Annotated in this window: 16 protein-coding genes and 1 tRNA gene; 13 read left to right on the forward strand and 4 right to left on the reverse strand. The window is 63.2% G+C overall.

From position 1 onward, the window contains the following. Positions 1–152 precede the first annotated feature (152 nt). The 10 genes from J2X35_RS01790 to J2X35_RS01835 all read left to right on the forward strand — a co-directional run bounded on the left by J2X35_RS01790 (position 153) and on the right by J2X35_RS01835 (position 16,292). Positions 153–1,169 carry a sugar ABC transporter substrate-binding protein gene (locus J2X35_RS01790; protein ID WP_405023190.1) on the forward strand — a complete coding sequence of 339 codons (1,017 nt, stop codon included), beginning with the start codon at positions 153–155 and terminating at the stop codon, positions 1,167–1,169. A 362-nt stretch (positions 1,170–1,531) separates the two neighbouring features. Beyond that, positions 1,532–2,596 (forward strand): ABC transporter permease, encoded by a 1,065-nt coding sequence (locus J2X35_RS01795; RefSeq protein WP_056115235.1) that lies wholly within the window; start codon positions 1,532–1,534, stop codon positions 2,594–2,596. Continuing rightward, complete coding sequence (locus J2X35_RS01800; RefSeq protein ID WP_056107907.1) at positions 2,593–3,375, forward strand: ATP-binding cassette domain-containing protein; 783 nt, start codon at positions 2,593–2,595, stop codon at positions 3,373–3,375. Before J2X35_RS01795 ends, J2X35_RS01800 begins: the two co-directional genes overlap by 4 nt. Before the next feature lie 130 nt (positions 3,376–3,505). Then, on the forward strand, positions 3,506–5,974 hold the full coding sequence (locus tag J2X35_RS01805) for a glycogen/starch/alpha-glucan phosphorylase (RefSeq protein WP_310180546.1): 2,469 nt from the start codon (positions 3,506–3,508) through the stop codon (positions 5,972–5,974). 55 nt (positions 5,975–6,029) lie between these two features. After that, positions 6,030–8,243, forward strand: coding sequence for a 1,4-alpha-glucan branching protein GlgB (gene glgB / locus J2X35_RS01810; protein ID WP_310180548.1), 2,214 nt, complete (start codon positions 6,030–6,032; stop codon positions 8,241–8,243). A 19-nt stretch (positions 8,244–8,262) separates the two neighbouring features. Further along, a complete protein-coding gene (gene glgC, locus J2X35_RS01815) occupies positions 8,263–9,528 on the forward strand; it encodes a glucose-1-phosphate adenylyltransferase (RefSeq protein ID WP_056107916.1) in 1,266 nt (421 codons plus the stop codon). A 4-nt stretch (positions 9,529–9,532) separates the two neighbouring features. After that, positions 9,533–10,978, forward strand: coding sequence for a glycogen synthase GlgA (gene glgA, locus J2X35_RS01820; protein WP_310180550.1), 1,446 nt, complete (start codon positions 9,533–9,535; stop codon positions 10,976–10,978). Between the two features lie 3 nt (positions 10,979–10,981). Further along, the gene (locus J2X35_RS01825; RefSeq protein WP_310180552.1) at positions 10,982–12,610 is read left to right on the forward strand and encodes an alpha-D-glucose phosphate-specific phosphoglucomutase; all 1,629 of its coding nucleotides are present in this window, start codon (positions 10,982–10,984) and stop codon (positions 12,608–12,610) included. Continuing rightward, positions 12,607–14,592 carry a glycogen debranching protein GlgX gene (gene glgX, locus J2X35_RS01830; RefSeq protein ID WP_310183693.1) on the forward strand — a complete coding sequence of 662 codons (1,986 nt, stop codon included), beginning with the start codon at positions 12,607–12,609 and terminating at the stop codon, positions 14,590–14,592. Before J2X35_RS01825 ends, glgX begins: the two co-directional genes overlap by 4 nt. Positions 14,593–14,630: 38 nt before the next feature. Then, the gene (locus J2X35_RS01835; protein ID WP_310180554.1) at positions 14,631–16,292 is read left to right on the forward strand and encodes an alpha-glucosidase family protein; all 1,662 of its coding nucleotides are present in this window, start codon (positions 14,631–14,633) and stop codon (positions 16,290–16,292) included. A gap of 8 nt (positions 16,293–16,300) precedes the next feature. On the opposite strand, the gene J2X35_RS01840 is transcribed toward J2X35_RS01835, so the two are convergent. Then, entirely contained in the window at positions 16,301–18,064 is a 1,764-nt protein-coding gene (locus tag J2X35_RS01840) for a pilus assembly protein TadG-related protein (protein WP_310180556.1), read from the reverse strand. Next, positions 18,064–18,510: a pilus assembly protein gene (locus J2X35_RS01845; protein ID WP_310180557.1), complete on the reverse strand. Its 447-nt coding sequence runs from the start codon at positions 18,508–18,510 to the stop codon at positions 18,064–18,066. The genes J2X35_RS01840 and J2X35_RS01845 overlap by 1 nt, the downstream gene beginning before the upstream one ends. A gap of 429 nt (positions 18,511–18,939) precedes the next feature. On the opposite strand from J2X35_RS01845, the gene J2X35_RS01850 reads away from it, so the two are divergent. After that, positions 18,940–20,064, forward strand: a complete 1,125-nt coding sequence (locus tag J2X35_RS01850) for a phosphodiester glycosidase family protein (RefSeq protein ID WP_310180558.1) — start codon at positions 18,940–18,942, stop codon at positions 20,062–20,064. A 23-nt stretch (positions 20,065–20,087) separates the two neighbouring features. Here the strand turns inward: J2X35_RS01850 and J2X35_RS01855 are convergent. Continuing rightward, a tRNA-Pro gene (locus tag J2X35_RS01855) sits at positions 20,088–20,164 on the reverse strand. 200 nt (positions 20,165–20,364) lie between these two features. On the opposite strand from J2X35_RS01855, the gene J2X35_RS01860 reads away from it, so the two are divergent. Together J2X35_RS01860 and J2X35_RS01865 are read left to right on the forward strand one after the other, a co-directional pair. Further along, positions 20,365–21,885: a phosphomannomutase/phosphoglucomutase gene (locus J2X35_RS01860; protein WP_310180560.1), complete on the forward strand. Its 1,521-nt coding sequence runs from the start codon at positions 20,365–20,367 to the stop codon at positions 21,883–21,885. Between the two features lie 13 nt (positions 21,886–21,898). Further along, a complete protein-coding gene (locus tag J2X35_RS01865; protein ID WP_310180561.1) occupies positions 21,899–24,142 on the forward strand; it encodes an AGE family epimerase/isomerase in 2,244 nt (747 codons plus the stop codon). A gap of 24 nt (positions 24,143–24,166) precedes the next feature. Here J2X35_RS01865 and betB read toward each other — a convergent pair whose 3' ends face one another. Beyond that, entirely contained in the window at positions 24,167–25,630 is a 1,464-nt protein-coding gene (gene betB, locus J2X35_RS01870; RefSeq protein ID WP_310180563.1) for a betaine-aldehyde dehydrogenase, read from the reverse strand. Positions 25,631–25,664: the final 34 nt, after the last annotated feature.

A 25,664-nucleotide genomic window follows, 5' to 3' on the forward strand; every position in this document is an offset into this window, starting at 1 on the left:
AATAAATAAGAGTGATTTAATTATTGACAGATGGGAGCGGTTGGTGTTTCGTCGCGTCGACGGCAAGCGGAACCTGGGAGTACGCTTTGCCTTCGATGCCGGGCTGGTCCGGCATTGGTATTGTTCCGGGAGGATATTTCATGAACCGTCTGATGAAGTCGGCGTTGCTCGCTGCAACGGCCGCGGGTCTCGCATCTCTGGCAGCGCCGGCTTCCGCCGCTGATGTCAGCGCCTGCCTGATCACCAAGACCGACACCAACCCCTTCTTCGTCAAGATGAAGGAAGGCGCGACCGCCAAGGCCAAGGAACTCGGCGTCAACCTCAAATCCTATGCCGGCAAGGTCGATGGCGATTCCGAAAGCCAGGTCGCGGCGATCGAAAGCTGCATCGCCGACGGCGCCAAGGGCATTCTGATAACGGCATCCGACACCAAGGGCATCGTACCGACGGTGAAGAAGGCGCGCGACGCAGGCATTCTCGTGATCGCGCTCGACACGCCGCTCGATCCGCTGGATTCGGCTGACGCCACTTTCGCCACCGACAATCTCGAGGCCGGCAAGCTGATCGGCGCCTGGGCCGCCGCGACGCTGGGCGACAAGGCCAAGGACGCGAAGATCGGCTTCCTGGATCTCACTCCCGACCAGCCGACCGTCGATGTGCTGCGCGACCAGGGCTTCATGATCGGCTTCGGCATCGACCCCAAGGACGCCAACAAGATCGGCGACGAGGATGATGCGCGCATCGTCGGCCATGATGTCACCAACGGCAATGAAGAGGGCGGCCGCAAGGCGATGGAGAACCTTCTGCAGAAGGACAACACCATCAACGTCATCCACACGATCAACGAACCGGCCGCCGTCGGTGCCTATCAGGCACTTAAAGCGGTCGGCATGGAAAGCCAGGTGCTGATCGTTTCGGTCGATGGCGGTTGCCCCGGTGTCAAGTCGGTTGCCGACGGCGTCATCGGCGCGACCTCGCAGCAATACCCGCTGATGATGGCATCGCTCGGCATCGAAGCCATCGCCGCCTTCGCCAAGGACGGCACCAAGCCAAAGCCGACCGAAGGCAAGAACTTCTTCGACACCGGCGTGAACCTCGTCACCGACAAGCCTGCGACCGGCGTAAAGTCGATCGACACCAAGGAAGGCACGGCCAAGTGCTGGGGGTGAGGTGACGGTTCGCCAAAGGCGAATCGGGAGGTCCGGTGGACCTCCCGAAGTCATCGAACGCCCCGAGCCCTGGCGAGCGGCAGGGTGACGGTTCGCTTTGGCCGGGGAGTTGCCATAGGCAACGGGTCCCTGGCCGGGTGTCGGCATGAATTCCGCGGCGGCCATTTGACGGTCTCGCCGCGGCGAATTCCCATCCGGCTTTTGCCCAATCCTGGGCTGCCGTTCGAACAAACCGACCGGGCTTGATCCCCAGCCGGTTTGGATCGACGATGAACGCGCCGCCTCTCGAAAGCGCTGGCGCCGGACCGGCGGCACAGGCGATAGGGAACGTTGCGCACCGGGTGCGCCAAACGGGAGGAAAAATGTCCCAGGCTCAGGAATTCGAGAAGGTGCTTTCGGGAAGCGAGAGCAGCGTCGCCTCCTTCGAGGAAAGCGGCATGTCCCTGCTCAAGCGCGTGCAGCATTTCCTGCACTCGAACCCGGCGGCCGTGCCGTTGATCGTTCTGTTGCTGTCGATCGTCGTCTTCGGCCTCACCATCGGCGGACGCTTCTTCTCGTCCTATACATTGACGCTTATCCTGCAGCAGATCGCCGTCGTCGGCATCCTCGGCGCGGCGCAGACGCTGGTGATCCTCACCGCCGGCATCGACCTGTCGATCGGCGTCATCATGGTCATTTCGGCGGTGGTCATGGGCAATGTCGCGGTCATTTACGGCTTGCCCACACCGATCGCCGTCCTGGCGGGCCTGGTCGTAGGCACGCTCTGCGGTCTGCTCAACGGGGTGCTGGTGGCCTATATGCGGCTGCCGCCCTTCATCGTCACGCTGGGCACGTGGAACATCGTCATGGCGACGAATTTCATCTATTCGGCGAACGAGACCATTCGCGACACCGATGTCGATGCGCAGGCGCCGCTGCTTCATGTTTTCGGCTCCAGCTTCAAGATCGGCAGCGCCGTGCTGACTGCCGGCGTCATCGCTATGGTGCTTCTGGTCCTGGTGCTCTGGTACGTCCTGAACCACACCGCCTGGGGGCGGCACGTCTACGCGGTCGGCGACGATCCCGAGGCGGCAAAGCTGTCCGGTATCCAGACCAAGAAGGTGCTGATGGCCGTCTACGGACTGGCGGGGCTGATCGCCGCGTTCGCCGCCTGGGTCGCGATTGGCCGCAATGGCTCCATTTCGCCATCTTGGGCGGTCACCGACTACAATCTGCAGGCGATTACCGCGACGGTGATCGGCGGCATTTCCCTCTTTGGCGGCCGTGGTTCGATCCTCGGCACGCTGTTCGGCGCCATGATCGTCGGCGTTGTCTCCATGGGCCTGAACATGCTTGGCGCCGATCCGCAATGGAAGGTGCTGCTGACGGGCGTCCTCATCATCGGCGCGGTCGGAGTCGACCAGTGGATCAGAAAGGTTTCGGTATGAGCACGCAGCCAATCCTGACCGCGAAGGGCCTGGTCAAGCGCTATGGCCGGGTGACGGCGCTCGACAACGCCGATTTCGACCTCTACCCCGGCGAAATCCTCGCCGTCATCGGCGACAACGGCGCCGGCAAGTCGTCGCTGATCAAGGCGATTTCCGGGGCGGTCGTTCCGGACGAAGGTGTAATCGAACTGGAAGGCAAGACGGTAAGCTTCAAGTCGCCGATGGAGGCGCGTGCCGCCGGCATCGAGACGGTCTACCAGAACCTTGCCTTGTCGCCGGCCCTTTCGATTGCCGACAACATGTTTCTCGGCCGCGAAATCCGCAAGCCCGGCATCCTTGGCCAGTGGCTGCGGATGCTGGACCGTCCGGCAATGGAAAAACGCGCTCGCGACAAGCTGACCGAACTGGGGCTCATGACCATCCAGAACATCAGCCAGGCGGTCGAGACGCTTTCCGGCGGTCAGCGCCAGGGCGTGGCGGTGGCGCGCGCTGCGGCCTTCGGCTCCAAGATGGTGATCATGGATGAGCCGACGGCGGCGCTCGGCGTCAAGGAAAGCCGGCGCGTGCTGGAACTGATCCTCGACGTCAAGCGTCGCGGCCTGCCGATCGTTCTGATTTCCCACAATATGCCGCATGTCTTCGAAGTCGCCGACCGCATCCACATCCATCGGCTCGGGCGTCGTCTGTGCGTCATCGATCCAAAGGAGTATTCGATGTCCGACGCGGTCGCCTTCATGACCGGCGCCAAGCCAGCTCCTGAGGCCGTTGTCGCTGCCTAGTCGAATTGCCGCAGGGTCGACTGACGGGAAATGACTAAATCGTTTGAATTTTTTTTCCGCTTGTCTAGCATGAAGACGGAGGAATGATACGACGGCACTGGAGTCCGAGTTGAGCAGCACGGGATACGAAATGACGCGCGCAGAGAAATCCGGCTCCCCTGTCTCTCTTCCGGACAATCCCGATCCGCAGACGCTTGCGGCTGAAATCCTCAAGGCGCTGAAGTATCGTCTTGGCAAGGATACGACCGTCGCCACGCAGCACGACTGGCTGGCTGCGTCCATCGTGGTGATCCGCGACCGCATCATCGATCACTGGATCGAGGCCACCAAGGAAACCTACGCCCAGCAGGAAAAGCGGGTCTATTATCTGTCGCTGGAATTCCTCATCGGCCGCCTGATGCGCGACGCCTTTTCCAATCTCGGCCTGATGGAAACGATGCGCGAGGCGTTGGGCGCGCTTGGCGTCGACCTGGACACGGTCGCCGCGCTGGAGCCGGATGCGGCGCTGGGCAATGGGGGCCTGGGCCGGCTCGCCGCCTGTTTCATGGAATCGATGGCCACGGTCGACATTCCCGCCCATGGTTACGGCATCCGCTATGCCAACGGCATGTTCCGGCAGGAAATCCATGACGGCTGGCAGGTCGAACTTCCGGAAACCTGGCTGGACCACGGCAATCCGTGGGAGTTCGAGCGCCGCGAGCGCTCTTTCGAGATCGGCTTTGGCGGTTCGGTAGAATCGAAAACCACTAAAGATGGCCGCCTCGAACGGCATGTCTGGAGGCCGACAGAGCATGTGCTGGCGGTGGCTTATGACACCCCGGTGGTCGGCTGGCGCGCCAACCGCGTCAACACGCTGCGGTTGTGGTCCGGCATGCCTGTCGATCCCATCCTGCTCGACAAATTCAATGCCGGCGACCACATCGGCGCGTTGGCCGAAAGCAACAAGGCGGATGCACTTTCCCGTGTCCTCTATCCCGCCGATTCCCATATGGCCGGGCAGGAATTGCGGCTGCGCCAGGAATATTTCTTCTCCTCAGCATCGCTTCAGGACATCGTACAGCGGCATCTCAGCCAGTATGGCGATCTGGCTTCGCTCCCGGACAAGGCCGCCATCCATCTGAACGACACCCATCCGGCGGTCGCGGTGACGGAGTTGCTGCGGCTGCTCCTGGATGTCCACGGCATGGACTTCGATCAAGCCTGGGACGTCACCAAGCGCACCTTTGCCTACACCAACCACACGCTGCTGCCGGAGGCGCTCGAAAGCTGGCCGGTGCCGCTGTTCGAGCGGCTGTTGCCGCGGCATATGCAGATCGTCTATGCGATCAACGCCCAGATCCTTCTGGAGGCGCGGGCGACAAGACGTTTCTCCGACGAGCAGATCGCCCGCATTTCGCTGATTCAGGAAAACGGCGACCGGCGCGTGCGCATGGGCAATCTGGCTTTCGTCGGCTCGCATTCCATCAACGGCGTCTCGGCGCTGCACACGGAACTGATGAAGGAGACGGTCTTCGCCGATCTCCACAATCTCTATCCGGAACGCATCAACAACAAGACCAACGGCATCACGCCGCGGCGCTGGCTGATCCAGTGCAATCCCGGCCTGACGGCGTTGGCGCGCGAGACCATCGGCGACAGGTTCCTTGACGATATCGACGCCATAAAGGGGCTGGAGACATTCGCCGACGATGCCGCCTTCCGCGAGAAATTCGCCGGCGTGAAGCGGGCGAACAAGGTGCGGCTCGCCAATCTCGTCGCCGAGCGGCTGGGCATCAAGGTCGATCCCTCGGCGCTTTTCGACATCCAGATCAAGCGCATCCACGAATACAAGCGCCAGTTGCTCAACATTCTCGAGGCCGTGGCGCTTTACGACCAGATACGCTCCCATCCGGATCGGGACTGGATGGCGCGGGTGAAGTTCTTCGGTGGCAAGGCGGCGCCGAGCTATCACAACGCCAAGCTCATCATCAAACTCGCCAATGATGTAGCCAAGGTGATCAACAAAGATCCTGCTGTCCGTGGCCTGCTCAAGCTGGTGTTCGTGCCGAACTACAATGTCAGCCTGGCTGAAATCATGATGCCGGCGGCCGATCTTTCCGAGCAGATATCGACCGCCGGCATGGAAGCCTCCGGCACCGGTAACATGAAATTCGCACTCAACGGCGCGCTCACCATCGGCACGCTGGACGGCGCCAATGTCGAGATCAAGGAATGCGTCGGCGACGACAACATCTTCATCTTCGGGCTGAAGGCTGACGAGGTGGCGGACCGCCGCGCCAATGGCTACGAGCCGAGGGCGATCATCGAAGGTTCACCGGAACTCGCCCAGGCGATTTCGGCCATTTCATCCGGCGTGTTCTCGCCGGATGATCCGGACCGCTACCGTGAACTGATGAACGGTCTCTATGACAGCGACTGGTTCATGGTCGCCGCCGATTTCGACTCCTATGCGGCCATGCAGCGGACGGTCGATGGCGTCTGGAGCAACAGCCCCGAATGGAACGCCAAGGCCATCCGCAACGTTGCCCGAATGGGCTGGTTCTCATCCGACCGGACCATTCGTCAATATGCGAAAGACATCTGGAACGTGCCGGCCTGATGTGATTGCATGAGGCATAGATAGTGGCTCGGATGCCCAGGGAGGGGTACCGTTTATGAGGAAGCCGCGCGCGACCGCTGCGATAAGCGGGCCCGACGAGCAGGCCGCGGCCGGCGATGTCGAGGCTGTCGTCGCCGGCACACATGGCGATCCGTTCGGCGTTCTCGGCATTCAACAGGCGGGCAAAAGTCTGGTAGCGCGCTGCTTCTTGCCGCATGCCGACGAGGTGACCGCCTACACGCTGGACGGCAAAGATGCCGGGGAACTGACGCGTCGCGACGACGCGGGCTTTTTCGAAGGCAAGCTGTCGATCCGCAAGCGTCAGCCGCTCAAATATCATGCCCGCAACGCAGGCGGCGACTGGTGGGTGAGTGACCCGTATTCCTTCGGCCCCGTGCTGGGACCGATGGATGACTACTATATCGCTGAAGGCTCGCATCTCAGGCTGTTCGACAAGCTCGGCGCGCATGTCATCGAGCACGAGGGGGCGATCGGCGTGCATTTCGCCGTCTGGGCGCCCAACGCCAGCCGGGTCTCGGTCGTCGGCGATTTCAACGAATGGGATGGCCGCCGCCATGCCATGCGCAACCGGCAGGACACCGGCATCTGGGAAATCTTCATTCCCGGCATTGATGCCGGCCGCTGCTACAAGTTCGAAATCCTGGCCGGCGATGGTGTGCGCCTGCCGCTGAAGGCGGACCCCTTCGCCTTCCGCTCGCAACTGCGACCGGATACGGCCTCTATCATCGCAGCGCCCTACGCGCACGAATGGGGTGACGAGGCGCATCGCAAATTCTGGGGCGCCGCCGACAGCCGCCGCGAGGCGGTCTCCATTTACGAGGTTCACGCCGGCTCCTGGCAGCGCCGCGACGACGGCACCTTCCTCTCCTGGGACGAGCTTGCCGAGCGGCTGATCCCTTATGTGGTCGATGCCGGCTTCACCCATATCGAGTTCCTGCCGATCTCGGAGCATCCCTACGATCCATCCTGGGGCTACCAGACCACTGGTCTCTATGCGCCGACCGCCCGTTTCGGCGAGCCGGAGGGGTTCGCCCGCTTCGTCGATGGCGCGCACCGCGCCGGAATCGGCGTCCTGCTGGATTGGGTGCCGGCGCATTTCCCCGTCGACGCGTTCGGACTGGTGCGGTTCGACGGCACAGCGCTTTACGAACATGAGGACCCGCGCAAGGGTTTCCATCCCGACTGGAACACGCTGATCTACAATTTCGGCCGCAGCGAGGTGCGGTCTTTCCTGGTCAACAATGCGCTTTACTGGGCGGAAAAATATCACGTCGACGGGCTGCGGGTGGATGCGGTGGCCTCGATGCTCTACCTCGACTATTCGCGCAAGGCGGGCGAGTGGATCCCTAACGAGAAAGGTGGGCGCGAGAACCTGGAAGCGGTCAGCTTCCTGCAGAAAATGAACACCGAGTTTTACGGCCACCAGAGCGGCGTCATGACCATCGCCGAAGAATCGACGTCCTGGCCGAAGGTCTCGGCGCCCGTCCATGAAGGCGGGCTCGGCTTCGGCTTCAAGTGGAACATGGGCTTCATGCACGACACGCTGGAGTATTTCGCCAAGGAGCCTGTCCACCGCAAGCATCATCACGACCAGCTTACCTTCGGACTGGTTTACGCCTTCAGCGAGAACTTTGTTCTGCCGCTCTCGCATGACGAAGTGGTGCACGGCAAAGGCACCCTGCTCGCCAAGATGGCCGGGGACGACTGGCAGAAATTCGCCACACTGCGCGCTTTCTATGCCTTCATGTGGGGATATCCCGGCAAGAAACTGCTCTTCATGGGGCAGGAATTCGCGCAACGCCGAGAATGGAGCGAGGAACGCGCGCTCGACTGGAACCTGCTCGACCACGCCCCGCACCAGGGCGTGCGCAAGGCGGTGCGCGACCTGAACTACCTCTACCGCTCGCGTCCGGCGCTGCACGCCCGGGATTGCGAGCCGGAAGGCTTCGAATGGCTGATCGTCGACGACAAGGAGAACTCGGTGTTCGCCTGGCTGCGCAAGGCGCCGGGGGAGAACCCGGTGGCCGTCATCTCGAATTTCACCCCGGTGCCGCGCGACAATTATCGCGTGCCGCTGCCGCATGCGGGTGAATGGCGCGAGATCATGAACACCGATGCAACCGACTACGGTGGTTCGGGCAAGGGCAATGCGGGGGCGGTGCAGGCTCACGCCAATGGCGCGTCGGCCGCGGCCACGCTCATGCTGCCGCCGCTGGCCACGATCATGCTTGAATTCGTTCCGCAATAAGGGTTTTGGGGAGGACTGAATGGCCGATATGAAACGCACCCAGCCGCTGGCCCGCGACGCCATGGCCTATGTGCTTGCCGGCGGGCGCGGAAGCCGCCTGAAGGAACTGACCGACCGGCGCGCCAAGCCGGCGGTCTATTTCGGCGGCAAGACCCGCATCATCGATTTCGCTTTGTCCAACGCGCTGAACTCCGGCATCCGCCGACTCGGCGTGGCGACGCAATACAAGGCGCATTCGCTGATCCGCCATCTGCAGCGCGGCTGGAACTTCCTGCGGCCGGAACGCAATGAAAGCTTCGACATCCTGCCCGCCAGCCAGCGCGTTTCGGAAACGCAATGGTACGAAGGCACGGCCGACGCGGTGTATCAGAATATCGATATCATCGAGAGTTATGGCCCGGAGTTCATGGTCATCCTCGCCGGCGACCATATCTACAAGATGGATTACGAGCTGATGCTGCGCCAGCATGTCGATGCGGGCGCGGACGTGACCGTCGGTTGCCTCGAGGTGCCGCGCATGGAAGCCGTCGGCTTCGGCGTCATGCATGTCGACAAGAAGGACACCATCATCGACTTCGTCGAGAAACCGGCCGACCCGCCAGGTATTCCCGACAAGCCGGATTTCGCGCTCGCTTCGATGGGCATCTACGTCTTCCGCACCAAGTTCCTGATGGACATGCTGCGCAAGGATGCCGCCGACCCGAATTCCAGCCGCGATTTCGGCAAGGACATCATTCCGCAGATCGTCAAGGGCGGCAAAGCCATCGCTCACCGGTTCGCCAAATCCTGCGTGCGCTCCACCCAGGAGGCCGAACCCTACTGGCGCGATGTCGGAACGGTCGATGCCTATTGGGAAGCCAATATCGACCTGACCGACATCATTCCGGAACTCGACCTCTATGACCGCGACTGGCCGATCTGGACCTATGCCGAATTGAAGCCGCCGGCGAAGTTCGTCCACGACGAGGATGGCCGCCGTGGCGAGGCGATCTCGTCGCTTGTGTCCGGCGACTGCATCGTGTCCGGAGCGTCGCTGCGGCGCAGCCTGATCTTCACCGGCGCGCGCATCAATTCCTACTCCAAGCTGGAAGAGGTGGTGATGCTGCCCGACTGCCACGTCGGGCGCAACGCACGCCTCAGCCGAGTTGTGATCGACCACGGGGTCCATATTCCAGAGGGACTGGTGGTGGGCGAGGACCCGGTTCTGGACGCCAAGCGCTTCCGCGTTTCGGAAAAGGGCATATGCCTGATCACGCAGGATATGATCGACAAATTGGGTATGTAGACGCATGGAAGTGCTTTCCGTCGCCTCTGAGATCTTCCCGCTGATCAAGACCGGCGGGCTGGCCGACGTCGCCGGCGCCCTGCCGGTTGCGATGGCGGGCAAAGGGATAGGGATGCGCTCGCTCATTCCCGGTTACCCCTCGGTGATGAGCGCCTTCAAGAAAAAGAAGGCCGTGCTGCAATACGCCCAGTTGCAGGGCGGCAAGGCGTCGGTCCACGCGGTCAATATTGCCGGGCTCGACCTGTTTGTTCTCGATGCGCCGCACCTCTTCGACCGTGCCGGCGGTCCCTATGGCGACCAGACCGGCCATGATTGGCCCGACAACTGGCGGCGATTTGCAGCGCTCAGCCAGGTTGGCGGCGATATTGCCGGCGGCGCTATCCCGGGTTACCTGCCGGATATCGTCCACGCCCATGACTGGCAGGCGGCGATGACGCTCGCCTACGCGCGCTACGGCAAGGCCGTGACAACGCCGACGGTGATGACGATCCACAATCTCGCTTTTCAGGGGCGCTATCCGGCGGCGATCTTCGGTCAGCTTGGACTGCCAGGGCAGGCAATGGCCTTGGACGGCGTCGAATATTATGGCGGCGTCGGTTATCTGAAGGCCGGCTTGCAGGCCGCCTGGGCGATCACCACCGTCAGCCCCACCTATGCGCAGGAAATCCGCTCGCCGGAATTCGGAATGGGGCTGGATGGCCTCATCAACATGCGCTCGGTCGATCTCCATGGCATCGTCAACGGCATCGACACCGATATCTGGAACCCGGCGACCGACAAGCACCTCGTTTCCAACTACACGGCAAAGACGCTGAAGGCGCGCGCTGCCAACAAGAGAGCGGTCGAGGAACGCTTCGGCCTGGATAGCGACGACAGTCCGATCATCTGTATCGTCAGCCGCCTGACCTGGCAGAAGGGCATGGACATACTCGCGTCGGCCGCCGCCGGCATCGTCGCAGCGGGTGCGCGCCTCGCCATTCTGGGTTCCGGCGACGCCGGGCTGGAAGGTGCGTTGCTGGCGGCTGCCGCACGGCATCGCGGCCGCGTCGGCGTGGTGGTGGGTTATGACGAGGGCCTGTCGCATCTTCTGCAGGGCGGTTGCGAGGCCATCGTCATCCCCTCGCGTTTCGAGCCCTGTGGCCTGACGCAACTCTATGGCCTGCGCTACGGCTGCGTGCCGCTGGTCGCCCGCACCGGCGGCCTTGCCGACACCATCATCGACGCCAATGAAGCGGCGATGGCCGCCGGCGTCGCCACCGGCTTCCAGTTCGCGCCCGACGATGGCGACGCGCTGCTCCATGCCGTCAGCCGTATGGTTGCGGCGCATCGCGACAAGGCTGTGTGGACCTCGATCCAGCAGCAGGGCATGAAGGCGGATGTTTCCTGGGATCGAAGCGCCGAAAAATACGTTGAGATCTACCGCCGGCTTCTCTCGAAAAGGATTGCCTGAAACATGATACGCACCGTCGCGACAAAGCCCTACGACGACCAGAAACCGGGCACCTCCGGGTTGCGCAAGAAGGTGCCGGTTTTCCAGAAGGAAAACTACGCCGAGAACTTCATACAGTCGATCTTCGACTCGCTGGATGGGTTCAAGGGCAAGCTTCTGGTGATCGGCGGCGACGGCCGCTACTACAACCGAGAAGTCATCCAGAAGGCCATCGCCATCGCCGCCGCCAACGGCTTCGGTAAGGTGATGGTCGGGCAGGGCGGCATATTGTCGACGCCGGCCGCTTCCCACATCATCCGCAAATACAAGGCGTTCGGCGGCATCATCCTGTCGGCCAGCCACAATCCGGGCGGCCCGCATGAGGATTTCGGCATCAAGTACAATGCCGAGAATGGTGGCCCCGCGCCGGAAAAGCTGACTGACGCCATCTTCGCCAAATCCAAGGCGATCTCGCAATACCGCATCGCCGACATAGCCAAGATCGACATCGACACGATCGGCACGGTGGACGCCGCCGGCATGACGGTGGAGGTGATCGACCCCGTCACCGACTACGCCGAGTTGATGGAGGAGCTGTTCGACTTCAACGCGCTGCGCAAGCTGTTCAAGTCCGGTTTCCGCATGGCCTTCGATTCCATGAGCGCGGTCACTGGCCCCTATGGCAAGGAAATTCTCGAAAACCGGCTTGGCGCTGCCGACGGCACCTGCCGCAATTTTCATCCGCTGCCGGACTTCGGCGGTCACCACCCCGATCCGAACCTCGTCCATGCCAAGGCGCTTTACGACGACGTGATGAGCGCTTCCGGCCCGGATTTTGGCGCTGCGTCCGATGGCGACGGCGACCGCAACATGGTCGTCGGCAAGGGCATCTTTGTCACGCCGTCGGATTCGCTGGCGATCATCGCCGCCAACGCCAGGCTTGCTCCGGGCTACGCCAGGGGCATCGCCGGCATCGCGCGCTCGATGCCGACAAGCGCCGCCGCCGACCGCGTGGCGGAGAAGCTCGGCGTCGGGATGTATGAGACACCGACCGGCTGGAAGTTCTTCGGCAATCTGCTCGACGCCGGCAAGGTGACGCTGTGCGGCGAGGAAAGTTTTGGCACCGGCTCGGACCACGTGCGTGAGAAGGACGGTCTGTGGGCGGTGCTGTTCTGGCTCAACATCCTCGCCGCGCGAGGCGAGAGCGCCAAGGACATCGTGACGAAGCATTGGGCGACCTATGGCCGCAACTATTACTCCCGCCACGACTACGAGGAGGTGGAGAGCGACAAGGCCAATGCGCTGGTCGATGAACTGCGCGCCAGGCTCGGATCGCTGCCGGGCAAGAAGGTGCGCGGCCTGACGGTCGAGAAGGCCGACGACTTCGCCTACCACGACCCGGTGGACGGGTCGGTCAGCGAGCATCAGGGCATCCGCATCCTGTTCGAAGGCGGGTCACGTATCGTGCTGCGGCTGTCCGGCACAGGCACGTCAGGCGCGACGCTACGGCTCTATGTCGAGCGCTACGAGCCCGATGCCAGCAAGCACGGCATCGATACGCAGGAAGCGCTTGCCGACCTGATCGCCGCCGCCGATGATATTGCCGGGATTCGCAGCCATACCGGCCGCGACAAGCCGAGCGTGATTACCTGAGCCCGTCGAAATCAGCATCCGAAGTCCATCCGCGATTTGGTAGCCTTGTCCACAAGGACGGCGTCCGCTTTGCCGTCTGGTCCGGCGGCGCCGAACGCTTGTGGGTCTGCCTGTTCGACAAAAGCGGCACGCGTGAAGTCGAACGCCTCGAGCTGAAACCCGAAGGCGAGGGCGTCCACGCGCGTGTCGTGCCGGGCCTGAAGGCCGGGGCGAAATATGGTTTTCGTGCCGAAGGGCCTTATGACCCGGACAACGGCCTGTGGTTCGATCCCGACAAGCTGTTGGTCGATCCGTATGCCATCGAGATCGATCGCCCTTACATCTACGATCCGCGATTGGCCGCGCGGCGGGGAGAGGGTGGCGACACGGCACCCTTGATGCCGAAGGCGGTGACTATCGCCCCAGCGCCGGTCAAGCCGACGCCGCCGCTCTTTCAACCCGGCGGTCTGATCTACGAGCTTTCGGTGCGGTCCTTTTCGATGCTCCATCCGGACATCCCGGAAAAAGACCGTGGCACGATCCGCGCGCTGATGCATCCCGCCGTCATCAGGCATCTCACCAGGATTGGCGTCTCGGCGGTCGAACTGATGCCGGTGACGGCGTGGATCGACGAACGGCATCTGGGACCGCTCGGGCTCACCAATGCCTGGGGCTATAACCCCGTGACCTTCATGGCGCTCGATCCACGGCTGGCCCCGGGCGGACTGGCGGATCTGCGTGATGCTGTTGCAGCGCTGCGCCGCGCTGGCATCGGAGTGATCCTCGATCTGGTCTTCAACCACACCGGCGAAAGCGATGCGCACGGGCCGACGCTGTCGCTGCGCGGGCTGGATGCGCCGGCCTACTACCGGCATCGCGACGGCAGGCTGGTCAACGACACCGGCACCGGAAACACGTTGGCCTGCAACCATCCGGTCGTACAGGAACTGGTGCTCGACAGCCTGCGGCACTTCGTTCTCCATGCCGGTGTCGACGGCTTCCGCTTCGACCTTGCGCCAGTGCTGGGCCGCACGGATGACGGCTTCCGGGCGGACGCGCCGCTCCTCACCGCCATGCGCGCCGATCCGGTGCTTTCAGACCGTATACTGATAGCCGAGCCGTGGGACATCGGGACGGGCGGTTACCAGCTCGGCAATTTCCCGCCGTCCTTTCTGGAATGGAACGACAAATATCGCGACGATGTGCGCCGCTTCTGGCGCGGCGACGGCGGCACGGTCGGCGCGCCGGCGACTCGGCTGGCCGGTTCGTCGGACGTGTTCGCGTCCGAGGGCGCAAGGGCCACCCGCAGCGTGAACTTCATCGCCGCGCATGACGGCATGACGCTGGCCGACATCGCAGCCTATGCGCACAAGCACAACGAAGCCAATGGCGAGGACAACCGCGACGGCCACGACGAGAACCTGTCATGGAACAATGGCGTCGAGGGGGATTCCGGAGACGCCAAGGTCACGGCCGCCCGCAGCAACGATGTCCGCGCGCTGCTCGCCACCCTGTTCGCTTCGCGCGGCGCGATCATGCTGACGGCGGGCGACGAGTTCGGCCGCAGCCAGCGCGGCAACAACAACGCCTATGCGCAGGACAATGCCGTCACATGGCTGGATTGGCGGCACCGCGACGCGGCGCTGGAGGATTTCGTCGCCGCGCTTTCGGCGATGCGCCGTTCCGCGCCGGCACTGTCCGAAACCGCATGGCTGAGCGATGACAAGGTGTCGTGGCTGACTGAAACCGGCGTGGCGATGCGGACGATCGACTGGGAGGACGCGGAACGCCGCCGTCTCATCATGGTTCTGTCGATGAACGAGGGCGGTCGGCTCGCTGTGCTGGTCAATGGCGACCGCCGCGCCTGCGTCTTCACGCTGCCCGCGCGCGAGGGCTTCCAGTGGCGACCGGCGCAGCCCGAACATGACGACGCAGATCTGTCACGCCCGATGCCGGGACGCGCGGTGCGTTTCCTTTTAGAAAGCCGGGTCGAGGTCGGCTAGAACCTCGTCATGTTATGCAGGCTAGGAAAGGTCTTGGCATGACCACGCAACAAGGTGTGGAGCGGACGGTGTCCAATCAGGATAATGCCGATTGGTGGCGCGGCTGCGCGATCTACCAGATCTATCCGCGTTCATTCCAGGACACGAGCGGCGATGGCAGCGGCGATTTGCGCGGCGTCACCAGCCGCCTCGGCCATGTCGCCTCGCTCGGCGTTGACGCGATCTGGCTTTCGCCCTTCTTCAAGTCGCCGATGGCCGATATGGGCTACGACGTTTCGGACTACGAGGCGGTCGATCCGATGTTCGGCACGCTGGAGGATTTCGACACGCTGGTCGCCGAGGCGCATCGGCTCGGCCTGAAAGTCATCATTGACCAGGTTCTCGCTCACACCTCCGACAAACATCCGTGGTTCGTCGAAAGCCGTGCAGGCCGCGATAACGGCAAGACCGGCTGGTATGTCTGGGCCGACCCAAAGCCGGACGGCACCGCGCCCAACAACTGGCTGTCGGTCTTCGGCGGGCCGGCCTGGGAATGGGACGCCACGCGCCGGCAATACTACCTGCACAATTTCCTCGCCGCGCAGCCGGCGCTGAACTTCCACAATCCCGACCTGCAGGACGCGCTGCTCTCGACCGTGCGTTTCTGGCTGGACCGCGGCGTCGATGGCTTCCGGCTGGACACGGTGAATTACTATGTCCAGGACCGATGGTTGCGCGACAACCCGCCGCTGCCGTCCAGCATCGAGGGCACCAATGGCCAAAACAGCACCTACCTGTTCCAGGAGCATCTGTTCGACAAGACGCAGCCGGAGAACCTCGATTTCCTGAAGCGCTTTCGATCGGTGCTGAATGGGTACGGCGCGCGCACCAGCGTCGGCGAAATCGGCGACGAGGGCCGGTCCTTGCAGACGCTGGCAGCCTACACGTCGGGCGGGGACAAGTTGCACATGTCCTATACCTTCGACTTGCTAGGCCAGCAGTTCTCCGCCGCGCATGTGCGCGGCTGCGTCGAAGCCTTCGAGGCACAGGCGCCGGATGGCTGGGTGTGCTGGGCATTCTCCAACCACGATGTCGTGCGCCACGTCAGCCGCTGGACACGGCCGGGCGGCGATGCCGATGCGGTGGCGAAATTCTCGATCGAACTGCTGGCGTGCCTGCGCGGTTCGATCTGCCTCTACGAAGGCGAGGAACTTGGCTTGCAGGAGGCGGAACTGCGCTACGAGGATCTGCGCGATCCGGTCGGCATCCGCTTCTGGCCGGGCAACAAGGGCCGCGACGGCTGCCGCACGCCGATGGTCTGGGAGGCGGACGCCGCCAATGCAGGCTTCTCGACCGGCAAGCCATGGCTGCCGGTGCCGGACGCGCAGCGCGCCCGCGCCGTCGACGTGCAGGCAGCCGCCATCAACTCGGTCCTGAACCACTATCGCGCCGTGCTGGCGATCCGCAAGGCGCATCCGGCGCTGGTGGCGGGGTCGATCCGGTTCCTGGAGACCGAGGGCGATATGCTGGCCTTCGTCCGCGAGGGCGGCGGGGAGCGGCTGCTCTGCGCCTTCAATTTCGCCGAAGGCGATGCGTCCTGGACTTTGCCGGCCGACCTGGGATCGATCGAGGCCATCGATTTCGCCGGCTATGGCGCCGCCTTGCAGGGCGGCACGCTGCATCTGCCCGGATTGCGGGCGTTCATCGGCCAGCTGGGCTGACGGCGCGGCTACTGAACCAGCACGGAGCGTCCGCAGCTTGCGCCGGTCACGCGCACATCGGCTTCGCCGACCTTGATGCCGAGCGCCGCCAGCACATTGTAGAGCAGCGTATCGACCGGCGCGGTGACGCCGTTCAACAGCGTGATGACGGCCGGCTTCACCGTGCCGAGCAGCGCCGTCACGTCGAGGCCGAGGCCAAGCGCGCTCACCTTCAGGGAAAGGTCGTTGACGAGCGATGTCGTCAGCGATTGGGTCACGTTCCGCGTCGAGACGGTTTTGATCTTTTTGGCGAGGATATCGGCATTGTCGAAGACAAGCGTGGTCGGGTTGTTGTTGGTCACCGCCACCGAGGCAGACCCATTGACCCCCAGCAGGTCGAGCGTAAGCAGCAGCAGTTTCACGCTCACCTCGGCGATCGCGGCGTCGCGGAAGCTCTGCGGCTTGCTGAAATCGGCAAAGCCGGTGGCGTCGGCATCAGCAATTCGTAGCGAGGCGATGCCGGGCCGGGCGGAAATGGTGACCTTGCGGCTGTCCGGCCGACCTGTCGAGCAGGTGATGTCGGTCAGTTTTGCCTCGGCGTGCGCCACTTCGACATGAAGCGGCAGCTTGACCGACAAGAGCTCGATGCCGCCGCCAAGATTGCTGTTGCCGACGCCGACGGTGGCGACAAGCTTGATGCGCGTCTGCGCGGTCCTGACGACAGTTCCCTTTTCGCCGACCGCCAGCCATGGCGAAAACTGCTCGGGTTCGCCGATGGCGACCGCCAATGTCGCGCCGGCAAGTCCGGGAATTGTTGCGCCAAGCGCGAGTTCGACCTGGTGCGACCCGTTGGCGAGCGCCGCCGCCGCCGTCAGCATGCTCATGGCGCTGGCGTCCACGGAAAGCCCGGCAGGTTGCTGGCCAAGCCCCAGCCTGCCGACAGGACCGAGATCGACCAGATGATTGAGCGGAATTTTGACCGTGCTCGCCGCTCCCGCCGCTATGGCCTGCAGCGCCAGCTTGCCGGACTGGCCCATGCCGGCGGTGTTTGCCATCGCCTTGGCGATCTGGCCGACGGTCGCCTGCGACGCCAGCACCTGCGAATAGGTGCCCCCGGTGAGATTGAGGTCCACAGCCAGCGCATCGAGGAATGAGAGCACGTTCACATCGGCGGCGATCAGCGCGTTATAGTCCATGACGCTGAGCGAGATGTTGCCGCCGACCAACCCCTGGAGAAGGGCATTGAGGATGCCGCCATCCACTTTCAGCAGCCGGGAGCCGACCGAAAAGGCCGCCTGCGACGATGTGCTGGCGATGGCGGAGGTGCCGATGATCGGCTCCTCCATCAGGGAGGCGCCGAAATACAGATTGCCGGTCTTGCGCAGCGAAACCCTGACGGCGTTGGCCGGTTCGGCGCCGGCTTCGAACCTCTTGCCGATCGCCGCGGTGGCGTCAGCGACGTAGCGGCCCTTGATGATTTCGACGACCGGCTTCCCCTTCGTCGGCTTCAACGCCTGGTCGGGCTGCTGGACGGTGGCTGGCGGGAAGCCATTGTCGCCGAGCGTCGCCAGCACAGCCGCCTCGACATTGGACATATTCGCGGCCGCGGTGATCGCCGCGAGGTCGGTGATCGATTGCGCTTCCCTGCGCTCGGTGTAGAGCGAGCCGAGATCCACCGCGAAGGCGCTCAACGCGATGGCAAACGGCATGCTGACAGCGGTCATGACCGCGAAATTTCCCCTGCGGTCGCCGGCTGCCCTTCGAAGAATGGAAGTCCAGGGTCCCAGCTGCATCACAATCCTCCGATACGGATCGTCGAACGGCGCGAAATGGTCGTGTCCGGCAGCGGCAGGGTTCTGAAAAGATTCCAGATCGGCAGGTCGCGTGCATCGTAGGTCACCGAAACGACGAACTGGTTGGCGTCAGCCGTGCTGTCATCGGCTGCGACCGTCAGCTTCAGCGCATCGATGAACGGGTAGCCGGCGGCGTTGGCGGCGATGAACTGGCTGACCAGGGTCTGCCGTTCCGTCGCGTCGAGGCCTGCAACCGCGGTGCGCGCGGCATCGGCGCTGATCTGCTGCAGCGAATGGCTGGCGCCGAAATAAATGCCATATGCAACCATTCCGAGCAAAAGAAAGATGAAGAGCGGCGCCAGCAGGGCGAACTCCACGGCCGATGTGGCGCGGCGGCAGGAGCCGAAATCCTTGAAATACGAGGGGTGCCTGCCAACGGTTTCCATGGCAAAGAGGATGCCATTGCTTCTTCGCCAATCCGACAACTGGCAATGCAACTAAAGATTGCATAGACGTGTGGAGGCTTTGGACCGGTAGCTTCTGGGCCGAAATCTGTGACGACCCCGATTGCCGCGAAAACGCTGGCATAAAGCGTTGCAACCACCCGGAACGTCACATATTCTCGAAGCGGGAAAATAAACCATAGGTTAAATTGAAGAATGAATGGAATAAATATTCAAAAAAGCTATTTGCCGGATAGCGTGAGCCATTCTCACAGAGATTTAATCAAGATTTCTGCCAAATCGTTCAGTGTAATTGATACGAAGAACGAGGACGGCGCTGTGCTGATGAAGGATTTCGGCCACGCATACGCGGCCTTTCACGGCAATGTCGAATGTATGTTGCTGCCGGAGCTTGGCTCGGAGATTCCGTCAATGTTCCGGAACGATCGCAGGATCGGCAACGCCAACATGCTGGAATTCAGGACATTGGCGAAGCGTTATCTGGCCGCCCATGCCGCGAACGGTTCCGACAGCGGCCAGGTCCGCGCCCTTTTCGACAATGGCTTCATCCATTCCAGCCGCCATCTGAGGGATTATGCCGGCTGGCGGGACTCGACCTTCGAGCGGCGGCTGTTTTTCGATCGGCTGGGCACAATCCGCAGGACCGGCATCGACTATCACAACCAGGTGCTGACGGTCGGGCCCTTCTTCTCGATGGATCCCGATGAAGTGAATTCGGACTTCTGCGCGATCGGCGACGTCTACGGGCTCTGCGTCAGGGCAGGGAAGGTTTACGCGCCCGCCTTGTTGCCGAGGAACACACTGGTTCAAGCGGTGTCCGGAGCCATAAGCATCCGCAAGATGTCCATGGATGATATGGTGCTGGAGACCGAAAGCGGAAAGCGGCTGTCGCCTGGTTCCCGTGCGGACATCCGGTTTCATATTCGTCATCCAAAGGCGCAGCCTTATGCGGAGCTGGGCGAGGACTGCTACGGGTTCGTCATCATACGTGACAAGGTGATTGCCTGGGCTACGGAAGGCCAACTCGCCATCCCCGCCAGCGGTTGCGTTGTCGTCATAAGGAAGACGGCCGGTTTCAACGCCGAGGCCATCGATTCGCTGATAGATACGGGGTCCGTAAAGTGGACGCTGGACGGCGATATACAGGAAGCATTCCAGGGCGGGCCGAGGCTGGTCAGCGACGGAACGGTAGTTCCGTCAGGCGAGGGGATGGACAGTTTCTGCCGGAGCGACGAGGACACCCGCTGCGTGCCGGCGACATTCCATAAATTCGTGGAATCCGAAGAGCGGGCGAAATCCATAGTCGGCTTCGATCACGTCGGTAATCTGCACTATCTGATCGGGGCCAGTTGCAGCGCCCGCGAACTATCGGAAATCGCGGCCGAATCGGGGATGACGGACGCCATACTGGCCGATTCCGGCGGCAGCGCCTGTGCGTTTATCGGAAACGGCGCCTTGTTCCAAAATCGCGATCAGCGCGGCACGGACTTTGCCTATTGGGATCGGCCGACGCCGATAGCGATCGTGCTGAGGTGAGGTGGAAGCGGGAAAAATCTGGCTGGTCGGAGTGGCAGGATTTGAACCTGCGACCCCCTCGTCCCGAACGAGGTGCGCTACCAGGCTGCGCTACACTCCGCTGCCAGACGGCGGGCTTATAGCCGCCGCGTCCGCTTCCTGCAAGCGCCAAAGCCGTGGCCGGCGAGGCAAATCGTTAGCTTTATCCGCAGATCGCCGGATGTTTTCAATTTCCCGTTAGGCAAGCCGGTCTAAAAGACTGCAAACGACGCGCCCGTGCCTGCGAGGTGCGACGACAACTTGTGTCTGGAGTGCCGCCGATTGTCCTTGAAGATCGTTTCCGAGGCCCTGCCGAACACATTCGCCTTTGAAACCTCGGCGCTCATCAAGCCGTCCGGGTTCCGCGAATATGACGCGCGCTGGTGGTTCGGCCGCGACGGCAGCGACGTGCCGCCGGAACTCAATCTCGTCGGCGTCCAGGCGCTGGGCATGGGCCTGGGCACCCTGATCCGCCGCCTCGGCGTCGGACCGGACATCGTCACCGGCCACGACTTCCGCGCCTATTCGCTGGGCATCAAGCTGGCGCTGGTTTCCGGCCTGATGGCCGCCGGCGCACGGGTCAAGGATATTGGCCTGGCGCTGTCGCCGATGGCCTATTTCGCGCAGTTCGCGCTCGACACGCCCTCGGTCGCCATGGTGACGGCCTCGCATAACGAGAACGGCTGGACCGGCGTCAAGATGGGCGCGGCGCGGCCCCTGACCTTTGGCCCGGACGAGATGACTGCGCTGAAGCAAATTGTGCTGGCCGGCGATTTCGATCTGACCGGCGGCGGCAGCTACGACTTCGTTGCCGATTTCCGCGCCGCCTATCTGGATGACGTCACCGCGGGCAAAAGCATCTCGCGCCGGCTGAAGGTTGTCGCGGCCTGCGGCAACGGCACGGCGGGCGCCTTCGCGCCGGAAGCGCTGGAGCGCATCGGCTGCGAGGTGATCCCGCTGGACACTGAACTCGATCATACATTCCCGCGTTACAATCCGAACCCGGAAGACATGCAGATGCTGCACGCCATCCGTGACAAGGTTCTGGAGACAGGCGCCGACATCGGCCTTGGCTTCGACGGCGACGGCGACCGCTGCGGCGTGGTCGACAATGAGGGCAACGAGATCTTCGCCGACAAGGTCGGCGTCATGCTCGCACGCGATATTTCGCGGCTGCATCCGGGCTCTCAATTCGTGGTTGACGTCAAATCGACCGGCCTGTTCATGACCGATCCGGACCTCAAAGCCAGTGGTGCCGTGACCGATTACTGGAAGACCGGGCATTCCTACATCAAGAGGCGGGTTGCCGAACTGAACGCCATCGCCGGCTTCGAGAAATCGGGGCACTTCTTCTTCAATCCGCCCATCGGGCGCGGATACGACGATGGCCTCGTCACCGCGATCGCCGTCTGCCAGATGCTCGACCGCAGCCCGGCGAAGTCCATGGCCGATCTCTACCGCGACTTGCCGCTTACGTATGGCACGCCAACCATGTCGCCGCACTGCGCCGACGAGGTGAAATATGGCGTGGTGGACAGGGTCGTTGCGGCTTTCGAGGCGATGAAGGCGGAAGGTGCGATCTTCGCTGGCCAGCGCATCGTCGATCTGATCACGGTCAACGGCGTGCGCGTCGTCGCCGAGGATGGCACCTGGGGTCTGGTACGCGCCTCCTCCAACAAGCCGGAGCTTGTCGTCGTGGTCGAAAGCCCTGTATCGTCCGAACGCCGGCGGCAGATGTTCGAGGGGGTCGATGCCGTGCTGCGGCGCAATCCCGAGGTCGGCCCGTACAACCAGACGTTCTGACCACGGTACCCGCATGAGCCAACGCATCGTCAGTTTCGTCATGAGCGGCGGCGTCGGCTCGCGCCTGTGGCCGCTGTCGCGTGAGGACAATCCGAAGCAGTTCCACGACCTGTCCGGCGGCGGCTCGATGCTGGTCAAGACGCTGCTGCGTCTCACCGCCCGCGACAAGGGTGCCGGCGAAACGCCGGTGTTCCTGATCGCCGCCGAACGGCACGCGGCCCGCATCAATGCCGACCTCGCCGGCCTCGATCTGGCTGGCGGCGGCGCGCTTTACGAACCGCTCGGCCGCAACACGGCGGCGGCGGTGGCGCTGGCCACTTTGCGGACGCTTGGGCAATTCGGCGACAGCCTGGTGCTGGTGGTTCCTTCCGACCACGAGATTTCGACCACCGCGCGATTCTGGCAGACCGTGGAAGCCGGCGCCGAAGCCGCCCGCCAAGGCCGGCTGGTGGTGTTCGGCATCAAGCCCGGCCATCCCGAAACCGGCTATGGCTATATCGAAGTCGCGGACGAGAAGGGCGGTGTGTTCGACGTGTCGCGCTTCGTCGAGAAACCGGATCTGGCCAAGGCGGAAGAATATCTGCGGGCTGGCAATTTCTACTGGAATACCGGCATCTTCCTGTTTCGCGCCAGCGCCATGCGCGACGCTTTCCTGAAATTCCAGCCCGAAATCTGGAACGCCACGGAAGCGGCGTTCAGCCAGGCGTCCGCCGATGTTTCGGGCCTCTATATGTCTGCCGAGCTATATGGTGCAATCCCGTCCATTTCGATCGATTACGCGATCATGGAGCAGGCGAAGGACATCGCCATGGTTCCGGCCACGTTCCGCTGGAATGACCTGGGCTCCTGGCAATCCCTGCTCGATGTCGGGCCGCTGGACGGCAACGGCAATGTCATCCTCGGCGATGTCGTCGCGATAGACTGCCAGAACTCGTATATCCGCAGCGAGGGCCGCCTGCTCTCGGCCGTGGGCATGAGGGACGTCGCCATCGTGGCGACAGCCGACGCGACATTCGTCGCGCCGGTTAGCCACAGCCAGAATGTGCGCAAGATCGTCGAGCAGCTCGAAAAAGGCGGCCGTCTCGAAACCAGGTTCACGCCGGCGCATGACCGCGTCATGGAAAGCGGCGCGTGGCGTCGACGGGTCCGGCATTGGCTCTTCGAGGAGACATTGCCGCTCTGGTCGACCGCCGGTGTCGATGAGCATCATGGCGGTTTTCACGAAGCGCTCGGATTCGACGCCAGGCCGCTGATGAAGCCGAAGCGCATGCGCACCATGGCGCGCCAGGTTTACGCCTTCGCCGTGGCCAAGGCGCGCGGCTGGGACGGTCCTTCCGACAAGCTGATCGCACATGGCATCGAATTCATGACGCGCCACGGGCGCACGGACCGGGGCGGGTGGGTGCGAACCTTGAACGTCGATGGCACGGTCGCCGATGCCGCCGAGGACGCCTACGATCATTCCTGCGTGCTGCTGGCGCTGGCCTATGCGCATATGTGCGGCAATCCGGACGCCCTAGCCCTTGCCGGCGAAACCTTCGCCTTCCTCGATGCGCATCTGGAAGACAGGCGGCTGACGGGTTTTCTCGAAACCTCGGACGGCGAGGAGGAACGGCGTTCCAACCCGCACATGCATCTGCTGGAAGCGTTTCTCGCATGGCATCAGGCGACCGGCGACCGCACTTACCTGCGCCGCGCGGCGCGCATCATCGACCTGTTCCGCAGCCATTTCTTCGATCCGGAAAGCTGGACGCTGGGCGAATATTTCGACGCCGAATGGCGTCCGGTTACAGGTGAGAAAGGGTTGTGGACGGAGCCGGGCCACCATTTCGAATGGGCGTCGCTGCTGGTCGATTTCGCGACGCGCAGCGGCCAGAACGACCTGATGGTGTTCGCCCGCAAGCTTTACGCTTCCGCCATCGCAAATGGGCTCAATCGCGCCACCGGCCTGGCCTACGCTGCCGTGTCTCGTCAAGGCATGCCGCTCGACCAGGTCTCGCGCAGCTGGCCGCAATCGGAGGCGATCAAGGCTGCCATCGCGCTGGATTCCGCCGGCGGTCCGGACATGAAGCCGGAAGTCGAGGCGCGCGTCGGACGGCTGTTCCGGTGGCACGTCGATCCGGCGCCGACAGGGCTGTGGATCGATCGCATCGATGAGCGCGGGCGTTCGCTGGCGCAGGACGTGCCGGCCAGCATTTTTTATCACCTGGTGTGTGCGCTGACGCAGTATCTGGACAGCACCGCGGGGCGGGACTAATCGCCGCGCAATCTGGCTTCGGGATCAGTACGGGCTGTCGACCTTGCCGGTCTCCACGTAAACCGACTTCACCTGCGAATAATGCTCGAGCGCTGCCAGCGAGTTCTCGCGGCCGATACCGGATTGCTTGAAGCCGCCGAACGGTATCTCGACCGGTGTCAGATTGTAGGCGTTGATCCAGCAGGTTCCAGCCTGCAACTCGCCGATGACGCGATGGGCGCGGGCAAGATCGGCGGTGAAGACACCGGCGGCGAGGCCGAATTCGGTGTCGTTGGCGCGGTCGATCACCTCCTCCTCGCCCTCGAAGGCGAGCACGCTCATCACCGGGCCGAAAATTTCCTCCTGCGCAATACGCATGGTGTCCGCCACGCCGGTGAACACGGTCGGCTCAATGAAGAAGCCGCCATCGAAACCTTGCAGCGACGGCACGCCGCCACCGCAAGCCAGCGTCGCGCCTTCCTGCTTTCCGGCCTCGATATAGGACAGCACTTTCTCGTGCTGCGTCCGGTTGACTAGAGGCCCCATCTGCGTTTCGGGGTCGAGGGGGTCGCCGATGCGGATTTTCTTCGTCCGCTCCAGCAGGCGTTCGACAAAGCGGTCGTGCAGCCCTTTCTGGACGAAGACGCGGGTTCCGTTGGAGCAGACTTGGCCGCTCGAATAGAAATTGCCGAGCATCGCGCCGCCGATGGCGCTTTCGAGGTCCGCGTCGTCGAACACGATCAGCGGCGACTTGCCGCCCAGTTCCATCGTCGCGTGCTTCATCTTCGAGCCGGCCAGCGCCAGCACCTTGCGGCCGGTGGGAACCGAGCCGGTGACGGAGACCTTGGCGACGACCTCATGCTCGACGAGTGCCGCGCCGACGTCGCCGTAGCCCTGCACGACGTTGAACAGCCCGTCGGGCAGCCCGGCTTCCGTGTAGATTTCGGCCAGTGCCAGAGCCGAGAGCGGCGTCTGTTCCGATGGCTTGAAAACCATGGCGTTGCCCATGGCCAGCGCCGGGGCCGATTTCCAGCCGGCGATCTGGATCGGGTAATTCCAGGCGCCGATGCCGACGCAGACGCCGAGCGCCTCGCGCCTCGTATACGCAAACGGCCCGCCAAGATCGATGAATTCGCCATTGAAGGAAGCGACCGCGCCGCCGAGATATTCCAGGCAGTCGGCGGCGGAAGGCGCGTCCGCCACCAGCGTCTCCTGCAGCGGCTTGCCGGTGTCGAGCGTTTCCAGCCGCGCCAGATGCTCGTTGCGCTCGCGCAGCAGATCGGCGGCGCGGCGCAGCACGCGGCCGCGTTCGGCCGGCTTCAGCCTCGCCCAGGCCGGCTGCGCGGCGCGCGCCGCTTCGACTGCCAGTTCGACGATGTTCGGCGTCGCCGCATGCAGCGTCGCGATGGTCTCCCCGGTCGCCGGATAGATGACGGGTAGGGCAGCCCCCTGGTCGTCTTCGACGAAACGGCCGTTGATGTAGTGGGAGGCCTTGGGTTGAGCTTTCATGAGTTCTCCTTGGCACAGGGAGCGGCGCGATTAC

This window comes from Mesorhizobium sp. BE184 (assembly GCF_031457045.1).
GTDB lineage: Bacteria > Pseudomonadota > Alphaproteobacteria > Rhizobiales > Rhizobiaceae > Mesorhizobium.

What these genes read in the sequence shown, in the direction of transcription:
- J2X35_RS01800 (WP_056107907.1), top strand. Translation starts at nt 2,593, where the DNA reads ATGAGCACGCAGCCAATCCTGACCGCGAAGGGCCTGGTCAAGCGCTAT.
- J2X35_RS01825 (WP_310180552.1), top strand. Translation starts at nt 10,982, where the DNA reads ATGATACGCACCGTCGCGACAAAGCCCTACGACGACCAGAAACCGGGC.
- glgA (WP_310180550.1), top strand. Translation starts at nt 9,533, where the DNA reads ATGGAAGTGCTTTCCGTCGCCTCTGAGATCTTCCCGCTGATCAAGACC.
- J2X35_RS01835 (WP_310180554.1), top strand. Translation starts at nt 14,631, where the DNA reads ATGACCACGCAACAAGGTGTGGAGCGGACGGTGTCCAATCAGGATAAT.
- J2X35_RS01865 (WP_310180561.1), top strand. Translation starts at nt 21,899, where the DNA reads ATGAGCCAACGCATCGTCAGTTTCGTCATGAGCGGCGGCGTCGGCTCG.
- J2X35_RS01795 (WP_056115235.1), top strand. Translation starts at nt 1,532, where the DNA reads ATGTCCCAGGCTCAGGAATTCGAGAAGGTGCTTTCGGGAAGCGAGAGC.
- glgC (WP_056107916.1), top strand. Translation starts at nt 8,263, where the DNA reads ATGGCCGATATGAAACGCACCCAGCCGCTGGCCCGCGACGCCATGGCC.
- glgB (WP_310180548.1), top strand. Translation starts at nt 6,030, where the DNA reads ATGAGGAAGCCGCGCGCGACCGCTGCGATAAGCGGGCCCGACGAGCAG.
- J2X35_RS01850 (WP_310180558.1), top strand. Translation starts at nt 18,940, where the DNA reads ATGTTCCGGAACGATCGCAGGATCGGCAACGCCAACATGCTGGAATTC.
- J2X35_RS01845 (WP_310180557.1), bottom strand. Translation starts at nt 18,510, where the DNA reads ATGGAAACCGTTGGCAGGCACCCCTCGTATTTCAAGGATTTCGGCTCC.
- J2X35_RS01790 (WP_405023190.1), top strand. Translation starts at nt 153, where the DNA reads ATGAAGTCGGCGTTGCTCGCTGCAACGGCCGCGGGTCTCGCATCTCTG.
- betB (WP_310180563.1), bottom strand. Translation starts at nt 25,630, where the DNA reads ATGAAAGCTCAACCCAAGGCCTCCCACTACATCAACGGCCGTTTCGTC.
- J2X35_RS01840 (WP_310180556.1), bottom strand. Translation starts at nt 18,064, where the DNA reads ATGCAGCTGGGACCCTGGACTTCCATTCTTCGAAGGGCAGCCGGCGAC.
- J2X35_RS01805 (WP_310180546.1), top strand. Translation starts at nt 3,506, where the DNA reads ATGACGCGCGCAGAGAAATCCGGCTCCCCTGTCTCTCTTCCGGACAAT.